The organism is Pseudomonas peradeniyensis (assembly GCF_014268935.2).
Lineage (GTDB): Bacteria > Pseudomonadota > Gammaproteobacteria > Pseudomonadales > Pseudomonadaceae > Aquipseudomonas > Aquipseudomonas peradeniyensis.
The window spans coordinates 781,476-794,656 of record NZ_JABWRJ020000001.1 but is presented as its reverse complement, the minus strand read 5'-3'; the positions used below and the strand labels follow the sequence as shown (position 1 = coordinate 794,656).

The following is a 13,181-nucleotide window of genomic DNA, read 5'->3' as shown; positions in this document are numbered from 1 at the left end:
CAGCCAGGGCGAAGGCAACCTCACCTTCTCTGCGTCAACTGCACCTCGCCCGATCCCGCAAAGGCATAAGCTTCGATCAGATGTATTGGAAGCGATGAACGTCCCTCAGCGCATTACGCAGAGGCTCCTGGCGTTCATCGCGGGGCAAGCCCGCTCCCACTCAACTCTCGCCACTTGGGCGTGGCCACGGGTTGCCCCTTACTTAGCCTCGATGACAACTTGACGACTCTGCCGCCGGCACTTTGGTTGTGATTGAGCGCATGCCGCTGGCGAGGCGCAGGAACATTGATCCACGACATGGGTTCGCAAATGCCCTGTGCTAGAAATAGGTCGGTCAGTTGGCGTCACCGGGGCTGCTACGCAGCCCATCGCCGGCAAGCCGGCTCCCACGGATACAGCGCAGGCTCAGGGAATGCACGCGCCCTGTGGGAGCCGGCTTGCCGGCGAAAGGCCGCAGAGCGGCCCCCTTTCGCTTGACTGGCAAGCATCAGGCCAATGGCTGCTTACAAGGATGAGCACGCCTCCACTCATGCGCACATACCGCGCAGGATCAACCCCCTCAACAAGGACGTTATATGAAGATCGTCGGGCTTTCCGCAATACTGCCGTCACGCCAAGTCACCAACCAGGACGTCATCAACCTGGTCGAACAACACTCCAGGGACACCTTCCAGGAGGACTTGCCGAAAACCTTGAAGACCATCGGCAAGTTGCTGGAAAAAAGCGGCAGCGACACCCGCCATTGGCTGGCGGCTGACGAGACGCCGATGGCACTGATGGAAGCGGCGTTCGACGCGGCGCTGGCCCAGGCCAATATCAGCAAGGCCGACCTGGACCTGTTGATCTATCCCAACGTCACCCGCGGCTTCATCGAGCCGGCCAACAGCACCTTCATCGCCAAGGCGCTGGGCCTGAACTGCCGCAACTTCGATGTGGTCGATGCCTGCAACGGCTGGGTGACGGCCATGGACGTCATCAACAGCAAGATGCAAGCCGGTGAGATCCGCTACGCCGCCATCGTCAACATGGAGTTCGGCATGTCGGAAGGCGGGCCGGTGATGCCCAAGAACTTCTCGTTGCAGTCGCCGGCCGAACTGGCCTACAAGTTCCCGAGCTTCACCATTGGCGAGGCCGCCGTCGTCACCATCCTGAGTAACGAGGCACCGGGGAACTTCAAGTTCTCCTATATCAATAGGCCCGACCTGAGTGACTTGTCGACGATCTCCTTGCCGGACTGGAAGCTGTTCTGCAACGAGGCCGATATCGCCAAGATCGAGCCTACCGGTGGCCAGTACCAGTTCAACTCCTATGCCGCCGCCCTCCATGAAGACGGGCGCAACGAAGCGATCAAAGTCTTCAACCTGCAGAAGCTCACTGCGGACGACGTGCACAAGGTGTTCATCCATACCGGCTCGCCAAAGATGTGGGAACACATTGGCCAGATGATCGGCGTCGATCACAAGTTGCATCACGTCGGGCACAAGACCGGCAACATCATTACCGCGTCGATTCCCTTCGGTATCTTTGATGCCATGAGCCGCGGCGAAGCCGAGCCAGGCCAGTTCTGCATGGGCTGGGCGGGCAGTGGCGGGATGGTGTTCTCGGCGCTGTCGTTTACCTTGTAGGGCTGCTCTGAAGACCTGCCGCCGTGCTGCAACGGCGGCAGGTCGCTATCCCCGCTGGCGTCACCCCAGCGTGTGCCACTCGCGCTTGTCCCGCGCCAGCAGCTCGTCGCCGGCCTCGGGGCCATCCTCCCCCGCCGCATACCCGTGCACTTCGCCGCCCTCGGCCGCCCAGGCATCGAGGAACGGTTGCACCGCGCGCCAGCCGTTCTCGATGTTGTCGGCACGCTGGAACAGGGTCTGGTCACCGGTGAGACAGTCGTAGATCAGCGTCTCGTAACCGGTCGCCGGGGTCATCTTGAAGAAGTCCTTGTAGGCGAAGCCCATCTCGACATTCTCCATCACCAGCTCCGGCCCCGGGCGCTTGGCCTGCAGGTCGAACCACATGCCTTCGTTGGGCTGGATCTGGATCTTCAGGTAGTTGGGCTTGGGCCGCTCCAGCTCGCTTTCGCGGAACTGCGCGTAGGGCGCCGGCTTGAAGCAGATGGCGATCTCGGTGTCGCGCACGCTCATGCGCTTGCCGGTGCGCAGGTAGAACGGCACCCCGGCCCAGCGCCAGTTGTCGATCATCACCTTGAGGGCGACGTAGGTCTCGGTCTGGCTGTGCGGGGCGACGTTGGCCTCCTCGCGGTAGCCGGGGAGCTGCTTGCGGCCCTGCTTGCCGGCGCTGTACTGGCCACGTACGGAATTGCGCAGGGCCATCTTCTGCGACCAGGGGCGGATGGCGCCGATCACCTTGGCCTTTTCACCGCGCACGGCGTCGGCGCCGAAGGCCGCCGGCGGCTCCATGGCGACCATGGCCAGCAACTGGAACAGGTGGTTGGGCACCATGTCGCGCAGGGCGCCGGTGTTGTCGTAGAACGCCCCGCGCGTCTCGACGCCGACGGTCTCGGCGGCGGTGATCTGCACGTGGTCGATGTAATGATTGTTCCAGAACGATTCGAACAGGCCGTTGGAGAAACGGCTGACCAGGATGTTCTGGACGGTCTCCTTGCCCAGGTAATGGTCGATGCGATAGATCTGCCGCTCGTTCATCACCTTGAGCAGGCGGGCGTTGAGTGCCTCGGCGCTGGCCAGGTCAGTGCCGAAGGGCTTTTCCACCACTACCCGGCGAAAGCCCCCGCCCGACTCGTCGAGCAGGCCGGCATCGCCCAGGCGCTGGGCCACCTCGGGGAAGAAACGTGGCGAGGTGGCCAGGTAAAAGATGGCATTGCCGTGGCGCGTCTTGTCGATGCGCCGGGCCAGGGCCTGGTAGGTCTGCGGATCGAGGAAATCGCCGGTCTGGTAGTCCAGGCGCTTGGCCAGGCGTGCCCACAGTTTTTCGTCCAGGCACTTGCCGGCGTCGCGCTCGGCCATGAAGGCATGCAGGCGCTCGGCGAACGCCTCGGCCGTGGCGGCGTTGTGGTCGACCCCGACGATGCGCATGTTGCGATCGAGCAGGCCGTCACGGCTGAGGTTGTACAGCGCCGGCATCAGCAGGCGCTTGACCAGGTCGCCGCTGGCGCCGAACAGGAACAGGGTGCACGGCGGCGCAGCGGGGATGGTCGATTTGCTCATTCAGTCCTTCTTCTTCTCGACGTGGCCGCCAAAGCCCAGGCGCATGGCGGAGAGGATCTTGTCACCGTAGGTGCCCTGCTGCTGGCGCGAGCGGAAACGGGCGAACAGCGCGCTGGACAGCACCGGCACCGGCACCGCTTGCTCGACGGCGGCGTCGATGGTCCAGCGGCCTTCGCCGCTGTCGGACACCGAGCCACTGAATTCGGTCAGTTGCGGGTCGGCGACCAGCGCGTCGGCGGTCAGGTCCAGCAGCCAGGAGGTGACCACGCTGCCGCGGCGCCACACTTCGGCGATCTCGGCCACATTCAGGTCGAAGCGCTGGTCCTCCGGCAGTTCCGGGCCGCCCTTGCTGCGCAGCAGGTCGAAGCCTTCGGCGTAGGCCTGCATCAGGCCGTACTCGATGCCGTTGTGCACCATCTTCACGTAGTGGCCGGCACCGGGCGGGCCGGCGTGGATGTAGCCGTGCTCGGCGCGCTCGTGCTCGCCGCTGCGGCCCTGGGTGCGCGGAATGTCGCCGACGCCCGGGGCGAGGGCCTTGAACAGCGGCTCCAGGCGCTCGAACACCGCCTTCTCGCCGCCGATCATCATGCAGTAGCCACGGTCCAGGCCCCACACGCCGCCGGAGGTGCCGACGTCGAGGTAGTGCAGGCCACGCTTGCCCAGTTCGGCGGCGCGACGCACGTCGTCCTTGTAGAAGGTGTTGCCGCCATCGATGATGGCGTCGCCCGGCTCGAGCAGGTCGGCCAGCTGGGCGATGGTCTGCTCGGTGATTTCGCCCGCCGGCAGCATGACCCACACTGCCCGCGGCGCCTTGAGTTTCTGCACCAGCGCACCCAGGTCGTGGGCGCCCACGGCACCTTCGCCTTCCAGGGTGGTGATGGCTTCGCGGTTGCGATCGTGGACCACAGTGCTGTGACCTGCGCGCATCAGGCGCCTTGCGATATTGCCGCCCATGCGGCCAAGCCCGATGATTCCCAGTTGCATGTGACGACGCTCCCGTTGGTTTTGCTTTACAACAATTGACGATTTCAGATTAGTCCAGCGTTCTGGCGTAGGGTTCACCGACGAACGGGGCGACAACGATAAACAAAAAAGTTCCCAAGGGCCTGCGAAGAATTCAGAATGCGCGCCGCGCGAAGCGACTACGCTTCAAATTGTCACCAGCCATGCGAGGTGTGCCATGGGTACCCTGATGCCAGCCACTCCCACCCAGACCCTCTACGTCACCGTGCGCCGCGACGAGCTGCGCCAGTTGAAGGACGAACGTGACCAGCTGCGCCAGCAGGTCGCCCAGCTGAACCTGCTGCTGGAGCAGGCCCGCGTGCAAGGCAAGGCCGCCGGTCTCTGATTCACCCATCCCGTGTGGGAGCGCCCTGGCTCCCACCCTCTCGCTGACGCCCTTTCTTGTTGCCGTATCGCGCCCGCCGCGGGTCGAACCCGTTGCGTTGCGCTGCGACCCTCATATTTTGCAACAACTCGCCAACGTTTGCGCGGGCAAACGTCCCCGAGAAAAATGACCAACGGGTCACTTTTCTCGCATTTCGTCTCCTACACTCCAGTTTCGGCCCGCGTTTTGCTCATAAAAAAGTGACGTAAAAAAGTCGAACTTTGCAAAACACGGGCAGGTCAGGACTTAAGTGGGCCGACGCAAAAGGACTTCCTCACGTCAGGCCCGCCCACCCCAACCAGTCCATACGTCTTTCGGCCGGAATGCCGAACGTGCCGTGCCTGCGCGCACGAATCTGAGGCAAGGACCGCACTACGAAGATGCAACAACGATCAGAGAGCACACCCACGAGCCAACGTTAAGCACACACCAGAACAAGGGACGGAGAGAAGTATGATCAGTGCCGCTGTCGAACCTCACGTAGAGTCATTCAATCCGGATAGCCGCGAGCCGCTGCCATCGGCGCTCGCCCCGACAGCCAAGGCACCCGGCGCCCAGCGCCAGCACAATCCGAACAAGCGCAAGATCCTGTTCGTCACCTCGGAGATCGCCGACCTGGTCAAGACCGGCGGCCTGGGCGACGTGTCCTCCGCCCTGCCCCGCGCCCTGGCGCACCTGCACGACGTGCGGGTATTGATCCCTGGTTACCGCCAGGTGATGGAAAGCGACAACCCCATCCATATCGTCGGCGAACTGGGCGGCCACGCGGCCCTGCCACCGTGCAAGATCGGCCGCATGGACCTGGCCGACGGCCTGGTGATCTACGTGCTGATCTGCCCCGAGCTGTACCAGCGCGACGGCACGCCCTACGGCGCCAACAACGGCCGCGACTGGCCCGACAACCATATCCGCTTCGCCCGCCTGGGCCTGGCGGCGGCGGAAATCGCCGCCGGCGAAGGCATGGCCCACTGGCGCCCCGACCTGGTGCATGCCCACGACTGGCCGGCCGGGCTGGCCCCGGCCTACATGCACTGGCGCGGCCTGAGCACGCCGACCCTGTTCACCATCCACAACCTGGCCTACCAGGGCGTGTACAGCCGCGGCTGCAGCCCGGAGCTGGCGATCCCCGACCACGCCATGCAGCAGGAAGGCATGGAGTTCTACGGCAAGCTGTCGTTCCTCAAGGCCGGGCTGGCCTACTCCAGCCACATCACCACGGTCAGCGCCACCTACGCCCGGGAGATCACCACCCCCGAGTTCGGCTGCGGCCTGGACGGTTTCCTCGCCAGCAAGGCCCAGCAAGGGCTGCTCGGCGGCATCCCCAACGGCATCGACGAAAGCTGGGACTCGGCCACCGACCAGCACCTGCACCACAACTTCAGCCTCAACGACTGGGCCGGCAAGGCGCGCAACGCCCAGCAGGTGCGCGAGCTGTTCGAACTGGAGCCGTCGGACGGGCCGCTGTTCGCCGTGGTGTCGCGGCTGGTCTACCAGAAAGGCCTGGACCTGACCCTGGGGGTGGCCGACTACATCGTCCAGCAGGGCGGTCAGATCGCCATCATCGGCCGTGGCGAACCCGAGGAGGAACAGGCCATGCGCGAGCTGGCCCTGCGGCATCCGGGCCGTATCGGCGTGCGCATCGGCTTCAACGAGACCGACGCCCGGCGCATGTTCGCAGGCTCCGATTTCCTGCTGATGCCGTCGCGCTACGAGCCCTGCGGCCTGAGCCAGATGTACGCCCAGCGCTTCGGCTCGCTGCCGGTGGCGCGCAACACCGGCGGGCTGGCCGACACCATCGACAACGGTGTCACCGGATTCCTGTTCGACGATTCGACCGTCGACAGCTACCGCGAGGCCCTGGCCCGCGCCTTCTATGTTTACGGCAAGAAGAACCTGCTGAACGCCATGCGTTGCCTGTCGATGACCCAGCCGTTCAACTGGTGCCAGGCAGTGGAGCCCTACGCCCGGCTGTACGAAGACCTGGTCAGGCAGGCGCAGCACGCCCACTACTGAGCGGAGAGGCGGCGATGCACAAGCATGGCGCACAGTTGCTGGACGCCACGTCGGCGCGCTTCGCCCTCTGGGCGCCGGATGCGCGCAGCGTGAGCGTGACCATCGGGCAGCGGCCGCCCCTGGCGCTGCGGCCCGACGGCGATGGCTGGTACACCGGTGTCGGTCCCTGCCAGGCGGGCGAGCAATACCACTATTGCATCGACGATGAGCTGCAGGTGCCCGACCCGGCGTCGCGCTATCAGCCCGAGGGCGTGCACGGCCCCAGCGCGCTGGTGGATCTCGGCGCTTATCCGTGGCGGCACCCGTGGCAGGGCCGGCCCTGGCACGAGGCGGTGATCCAGGAGCTGCACGTGGGCCTGCTCGGCGGCTACGACGGCGTGGCCAAGGTGCTGCCGCGCCTGGCCGAGCTGGGCATCAGCGCCATCGAACTGATGCCCCTGGGGCAGTTCCCCGGCGCGCGCAACTGGGGCTACGACGGCGTGCTGCCGTTCGCCCCGCAGCACAGCTACGGCACGCCGCTGGCGCTGTGCGGCCTGGTCGACCAGGCCCATGGCCACGGTCTGATGGTGCTGGTGGACGTGGTCTACAACCACTTCGGCCCCGACGGCAACTACCTGCCCCGCTACGCCAGCCCGTTTTTCCGCGACGACCGGCAGACGCCCTGGGGCGCGGCCATCGATTTTCGCCGCGCCGAGGTGCGCGAGTACTTCATCCAGAACGCGTTGATGTGGCTGTGCGACTACCGCTGCGACGGCCTGCGCCTGGACGCGGTGCACGCCATCGACCAACCGGACTTTCTCGTCGAGCTGGCGCAGCGGGTGCGCGCCACCGTCGAGCCCGGGCGGCAGGTGTGGCTGGTGCTGGAAAACGAGCACAACCAGGCCGCGCTGCTGCAACAGGGCTTCGACGCGCAGTGGAACGACGACGGCCACAACGCCCTGCATGTGCTGCTGACCGGCGAGACCGAAGGCTACTACGCCGACTACAAGGACCGGCCGATCGACCAGCTGGCCCGCTGCCTGGCCGAAGGCTTCGTGTTCCAGGGCCAGCCCGACCGCCACGGCACGCCCCGGGGCGAGCCCAGCGGCCACTTGCCACCGAGCGCCTTCGTGCTGTTTCTGCAGAATCACGACCAGGTCGGCAACCGCGCCCTGGGCGAACGCCTCACCCGCCTCTGCCCGCCGCCGGCCCTGCGCGCTGCCACCGCGCTGTTGCTGCTGGCACCGATGATCCCCCTGCTGTTCATGGGCGACGACGACGGCAGCCGCGAGCCGTTTCTGTTCTTCACCGATTTTCACGATGAGCTGGCCGACGCGGTACGTGAGGGACGGCGCGGCGAGTTTGCCCATTTCGACGCATTTGCCGACCCGCACAAGCGCGAACAGATCCCCGACCCAAATGCCGAGGCGACCTTCGCCTCGTCCCGGCCCCGGCACCAGGATGTGTTGGCCGGCTGGCACGGCCTGTACCAGCAACTGCTCGACCTGCGCCGGCGCCATGTCATCGCGCACCTGCCCGGCACCCGCGCCCTCGGCGCCGAGGTACTCGGCGACCAGGCGCTGACTGCCCGCTGGCGCCTGGGCAACGGCTGCGAGCTGCGCATCGACCTCAACCTCGCCGCCCAGCCCCAGCCGGTCGCGCTGCCCGCCCTGCAACGGCGCCTGTACGACAGCAGCGACAACGCCCACCCCGACTCGACCCTTGCCGCGCACAGCTGCGTGGTCAGCCTGCTGCCCCCCGACCAGGAGACGCCATGAGCGAACAGCCCCTCCACCGCCTGGCCGCGCGGGTCGGCCTGGCCCGCGACTGGATCGACGCCAACAACCGCCCGCAGCAGGTCAGCGACGAGGTATTGCGCCGGGTGCTCGCAGGCCTCGGCCACCCGGCCGGCGATGCCGCCGCCATCGCCGCCAGCCTGCGCGCCGTCGAGCAGGCCGAGGACAGCGAACACCTGCCGCCGCTGCTGACCGTCGATGTCGGCCAGCCCCTGGACCTGCAGCGCTATTTCAGCGCCGACTGCCAGGCACATTGCACACTGGAGGACGGCAGCCAGCGCAACCTGGCCCTGGACGCCCAGGCGCGCCTGCCGGGCGAGCTGCCGCTGGGCTACCACCGCGTGGACATCGATGGCCGCAGCTTCAGCGTGGCCGTGGCGCCGCCGCGCTGCCATGCCCTGGAGGACCGCCTCGAGCAGCAACCGCCGCGCTGCTGGGGCATCGCGGCGCAGCTGTACAGCCTGCGCCGCCCAGGTGATGGCGGCTACGGCGACTGCCTGGCCCTGGAACAACTGGCGCGCAATGCCGCCGAGCGCGGCGCCGATGCCCTGGCGATCAGCCCGATCCACACCCTGTCGGCGTTCGACCAGCACCACTTCAGCCCCTACTCGCCCTCCAGCCGGCTGCTGCGCAACGTGCTCTACGCCAGCCCCGGTGTCGTCTTTGGCGAGCGCGAGGTGCGCATGGCCATCGAGGCCTGCGACCTGCAGGGGAGCCTCGACACGCTGGAACAACAGGCGCTGGTGGACTGGCCCCGGGCCGCCGATGCCCGCCTGCGCCTGCTCGAGGCGCTCTACCGGCAGTTCAGCCAGGGCGAGCATCCGCTTCGCCAGGACTTCGACAGTTTCCGCGCCAGCGCCGGCGAGCAGCTGGAGCACCATTGCCGCTTCGAAGTGCTGCAGGCCGAGGCGGTCAGTACGGGCCTGGGCGCCGACTGGCGCCGCTGGCCCAAGGCCTGGCACGACCCCTATCACCCCGAGGTCGAGGCCTTCGCCAACGCCTACCCGGCACGGGTCGAGTTCCACGCCTTCTGCCAGTGGCTGACCGAACGCAGCCTGCAACGTGCCCAGGACGCGGCGCGCGGCAACGGCATGGCGGTGGGCCTGATCGCCGACCTGGCGGTGGGGGCCGACGGCGCCGGCAGCCAGGCCTGGAGCCGCCAGGACGAACTGCTGGCAGAGCTCAAGGTCGGCGCGCCGCCGGACATTCTCAACCGCTCCGGCCAGGACTGGGGCATCTGCGCCTTCTCCCCCGAGGGCCTCCGGCGCAACGGCTACCGCGCCTTCATCGAGATGCTGCGGGCCAACCTGGCCCATGCTGGCGGCCTGCGTATCGACCATGTGATGGGACTGCGCCGGCTGTGGCTGATCCCCCGCGGTGCCAAACCCAGTGAAGGCGCCTACCTGGACTATCCGCTGGACGACCTGCTGCGCCTGCTGGCACTGGAATCGGCGCGGCACCAGGCGATCATCCTCGGCGAGGACCTGGGCACCGTGCCCGAGGGCCTGCGCGAACGCCTGGCCGACAAGGCCGTGCTGGGCATGCGCGTGCTGCCGTTCGAGCAGGCCGCGCCCGGGCAGTTCAAGCCGATCCTCGACTGGCCGGACAACGCCCTGGCCACCACCGGCACCCACGACCTGGCGCCCCTGGCCGGCTGGCTGGTGGGTCGCGACATCGACTGGAGCCATCGCCTGCAACTGATCGACGCCGCCACCGAACTGCACTGGCGCCACACCCGGGCCCTGGAGCGCGACGGCCTGCGCCGCACCCTGGAGCAGAACTACGGGCCACTGCGCGGCGACGACGCGCTGATCGACGCGGCGATCCGCTATGTTGGCCATACCCGCGCGCCGCTGGTGCTGGTGCCGCTGGAGGACCTGCTGGGCAGCGACGAGCAGGCCAACCTGCCCGGTACCACCGAAGGCCACCCCAACTGGCGCCGGCGCTTCCAGGCGCCGGTACGCGACCTGCTCGACGACGAGGATGCCGCCCGCCGCCTGGAGCTGCTGGCCCAGGCCCGCGAACAGGCCTGGGAGCGTGATCGATGAAACCCTTGACCGCGACCCTGCGCCTGCAGCTGCACAGCGAATTCACCCTGGATGACGCGGTGCCGCTGGTGCCCTACTTCGCCCGCCTTGGCATCAGCCACCTGTACGCCTCGCCGATCCTCACCGCCCGCGCCGGCTCCCGGCATGGCTACGACGTGGTCGACCCGACCCGGGTCAACCCCGAGCTCGGCGGCGAGGCGGCGCTCGAACGCCTGGTGGCCGCCCTGCGCCAGCACGGCATGGGGCTGATCCTCGACACCGTGTCCAACCACATGGCCGTGGGCGGCGCCGACAATCCCTGGTGGCAGAGCCTGCTGGCCTGGGGCCGGCGCAGCCCCTATGCGGAATTCTTCGATATCCAGTGGCACTCCAGCGACCCGTTGCTGGCCGGGCAGCTGTTGCTGCCGTTTCTCGGCAGCGACTACGGCGCGGCCCTGCAGAACGGCGAGATCCCGCTGACCTTCGACGCGCCACAGGGGCGTTTCGAGGTGGCCCACCATGAACATCGCTTCCCGATCTGCCCGCTGGACTATGGGCGCATCCTCGGCCAGGCCGAGGACCCACGCTTGCAAGCACTGGCCGCGCACTTCAGTGCCCTTGGCGAGGCCGACGATCCACTGGCCGCGGCCCTGCCCCTGCACCACGAGCTGGCGCGCCTGGGCGCCGCCGGCGCGGACCTGCAATCGGCCCTCGGCGCCTTCGACAGCCGCACCGAGGCCGGCTTCAAGCGCCTGCACCTGCTGCTCGAACGGCAGACCTACCGCCTGGCCAGCTGGCGCACCGCCGCCGACGACATCAACTGGCGGCGCTTCTTCGACATCAACGAACTCGGCGGCCTGCGCGTGGAGCGCGCGGTGGTGTTCGAGGCCACCCATGCCAAGCTGTTCGAGCTGATCGAACGTGGCCTGGTGGACGGCCTGCGCATCGACCATATCGACGGCCTGGCCGACCCGCGCCGCTACTGCCGCAACCTGCGCCGCCGGGTCGACCGCTTGCTGGCGCGACGGCCGCTGGAGGCCGCGCTGGCGCACTTCCCAATCTATGTGGAGAAGATCCTCGGCGCCGACGAGCACCTGCACCGCGACTGGCGCACCGACGGCACCACCGGCTACGAGTTCATGAACCAGGTGTCGCTGCTGCAGCACGACCCCGCCGGCGAGGGGCCGCTGGGCGAGCTGTGGAGCGCCATCAGTGAGCGCCCTGAATTCGCCGAGGAGGTGCGCACTGCCCGCCATCTGGTGCTCAACGCCAGCCTGGCCGGCGACTGCGAGTCGGTGGCCCAGTCGCTGCTGCAAGTGGCCCGCGACGACCTGATGACCCGCGACCTCACCCTCGGTGCCATTCGCCGGGCGCTGCAGGCGCTGGTCGAGCATTACCCGGTGTATCGCACCTACATCAACGCCTGTGGCCGCCCCGCCGAGGACGAGGCGTTTTTCCAGCAGGCGCTGGCCGGGGCGCGACAGTCGCTGGGCGAAGCCGACTGGCCGCTGCTCGAGCAGCTCGAGCGCTGGCTCGGTGGCCAGCCGTGGCGCCGCCTGCCGCCGGGCCGACCGCGCAAGCACCTGCGCCATGCCTGCGTGCGTTTCCAGCAACTGACCGCGCCCAGCGCCGCCAAGGCCGTCGAGGACACCGCGTTCTATCGTTCGGCCCGCCTGCTGTCGCGCAACGATGTGGGCTTCGACGCCGAGCGCTTCAGCGCCGCGCCGGCCTGGTTCCACAACGAGGCCCAGCGCCGCCTGCGCGACTTCCCCGACAACCTGCTGGCCACCGCCACCCACGACCACAAGCGCGGCGAGGACTGCCGGGCGCGCTTGGCCGTACTCAGCGAGCACGGCCCCTGGCTGGCCAGCCGCGTCGAGCACTGGCGCGAGCTGGCCGCGCCGCTGCGCGAAGCGCTGGACGACGGCGAGGCCCCCAGCCCCGCTGACGAACTGCTGCTATTGCAGACCCTGCTCGGCAGCTGGCCGCTGTCCCTCGACCTGCATGACACACCGGCCCTGCGCGCCTATGCCGAACGCATCCGCCAATGGCAGCGCAAGGCCCTGCGTGAAGCCAAGCTGCGCAGCAGCTGGGCCGCGCCGAACGAACGCTACGAGCAGGCCTGCGCGGCCTATGTCGACGGCCTGCTGCTGGACGACGAGAACCAGCAATTGCGTCAGTCCCTGCACGAAGCAGCGCGCCGCCTGGCCTGCCCCGGCGCCTTGAACGGCCTGGTGCAGTGCCTGTTGCGCATGACCACGCCCGGCGTGCCGGACCTGTACCAGGGCAACGAATACTGGGACCTGTCGCTGGTCGACCCGGACAACCGCCGCCCGGTGGACTACCCTGCAAGACGGGCCAGCCTGGACGATGCCACGCCCCTGGCCGAGCTGCTCGCCCACTGGCGCGACGGCCGCCTCAAGCAGGCCCTGGTGGCCCGGGTGCTGGACGCCCGCCAGGCCCACCCCGAACTGTTCCAGCGTGGCGCCTACCTGCCGCTTGCCGTGCGCGGGCGCCATGCCGACAAGGTGCTGGCCTTCGCCCGCCTGGGCGAGGACACCCGCGCCATCATCGTCGTACCGCGGCTGGCCAGCACCCTGCTGGGTCCGGCCGCCACCCCGTTGATCCCGGCACAGAACTGGGACGATACCCGGCTTGTCCTGCCGTTTGCCTTGTCGCCTGCCAACTGCTCGGGACTTTTCGGCGGCGGTGCTGTCACCCCTTCAAGGGAGCTGATGTTGAGCACCGTGCTGATGGAGTTTCCGGTCAATGTGTTGATTGAACATGCCTAACTGCATTC

8 protein-coding genes are annotated in these 13,181 nt (G+C 67.7%); 6 read left to right on the top strand and 2 right to left on the bottom strand.

Annotation, left to right across the window (positions count from 1 at the left end; all coding sequences use genetic code 11):
- Positions 1-575 precede the first annotated feature (575 nt).
- Entirely contained in the window at positions 576-1,625 is a 1,050-nt protein-coding gene (locus tag HU751_RS03580; protein ID WP_186732622.1) for a 3-oxoacyl-[acyl-carrier-protein] synthase III C-terminal domain-containing protein, read from the top strand.
- 60 nt (positions 1,626-1,685) lie between these two features.
- Here HU751_RS03580 and zwf read toward each other — a convergent pair whose 3' ends face one another.
- Positions 1,686-3,179 (bottom strand): glucose-6-phosphate dehydrogenase, encoded by a 1,494-nt coding sequence (zwf, locus tag HU751_RS03575; protein ID WP_186732623.1) that lies wholly within the window; start codon positions 3,177-3,179, stop codon positions 1,686-1,688.
- The gene (gene gnd, locus HU751_RS03570; RefSeq protein ID WP_256206016.1) at positions 3,180-4,199 is read right to left on the bottom strand and encodes a phosphogluconate dehydrogenase (NAD(+)-dependent, decarboxylating); all 1,020 of its coding nucleotides are present in this window, start codon (positions 4,197-4,199) and stop codon (positions 3,180-3,182) included.
- 160 nt (positions 4,200-4,359) lie between these two features.
- On the opposite strand from gnd, the gene HU751_RS03565 reads away from it, so the two are divergent.
- The 5 genes from HU751_RS03565 to HU751_RS03545 all read left to right on the top strand — a co-directional run bounded on the left by HU751_RS03565 (position 4,360) and on the right by HU751_RS03545 (position 13,173).
- Positions 4,360-4,527, top strand: coding sequence for a DUF6026 family protein (locus tag HU751_RS03565; RefSeq protein WP_220037411.1), 168 nt, complete (start codon positions 4,360-4,362; stop codon positions 4,525-4,527).
- Positions 4,528-5,019: 492 nt separating this feature from the next.
- The gene (glgA, locus tag HU751_RS03560) at positions 5,020-6,579 is read left to right on the top strand and encodes a glycogen synthase GlgA (protein ID WP_186732624.1); all 1,560 of its coding nucleotides are present in this window, start codon (positions 5,020-5,022) and stop codon (positions 6,577-6,579) included.
- 14 nt (positions 6,580-6,593) lie between these two features.
- Complete coding sequence (treZ, locus tag HU751_RS03555; protein WP_186732625.1) at positions 6,594-8,336, top strand: malto-oligosyltrehalose trehalohydrolase; 1,743 nt, start codon at positions 6,594-6,596, stop codon at positions 8,334-8,336.
- Complete coding sequence (gene malQ, locus HU751_RS03550; RefSeq protein ID WP_186732626.1) at positions 8,333-10,402, top strand: 4-alpha-glucanotransferase; 2,070 nt, start codon at positions 8,333-8,335, stop codon at positions 10,400-10,402. The genes treZ and malQ overlap by 4 nt, the downstream gene beginning before the upstream one ends.
- Positions 10,399-13,173 carry a malto-oligosyltrehalose synthase gene (locus HU751_RS03545; RefSeq protein ID WP_186732627.1) on the top strand — a complete coding sequence of 925 codons (2,775 nt, stop codon included), beginning with the start codon at positions 10,399-10,401 and terminating at the stop codon, positions 13,171-13,173. The genes malQ and HU751_RS03545 overlap by 4 nt, the downstream gene beginning before the upstream one ends.
- Positions 13,174-13,181 lie beyond the last annotated feature (8 nt).

What these genes read in the sequence shown, in the direction of transcription:
- HU751_RS03580 (WP_186732622.1), top strand. Translation starts at nt 576, where the DNA reads ATGAAGATCGTCGGGCTTTCCGCAATACTGCCGTCACGCCAAGTCACC.
- zwf (WP_186732623.1), bottom strand. Translation starts at nt 3,179, where the DNA reads ATGAGCAAATCGACCATCCCCGCTGCGCCGCCGTGCACCCTGTTCCTG.
- HU751_RS03565 (WP_220037411.1), top strand. Translation starts at nt 4,360, where the DNA reads ATGGGTACCCTGATGCCAGCCACTCCCACCCAGACCCTCTACGTCACC.
- HU751_RS03545 (WP_186732627.1), top strand. Translation starts at nt 10,399, where the DNA reads ATGAAACCCTTGACCGCGACCCTGCGCCTGCAGCTGCACAGCGAATTC.
- malQ (WP_186732626.1), top strand. Translation starts at nt 8,333, where the DNA reads ATGAGCGAACAGCCCCTCCACCGCCTGGCCGCGCGGGTCGGCCTGGCC.
- glgA (WP_186732624.1), top strand. Translation starts at nt 5,020, where the DNA reads ATGATCAGTGCCGCTGTCGAACCTCACGTAGAGTCATTCAATCCGGAT.
- treZ (WP_186732625.1), top strand. Translation starts at nt 6,594, where the DNA reads ATGCACAAGCATGGCGCACAGTTGCTGGACGCCACGTCGGCGCGCTTC.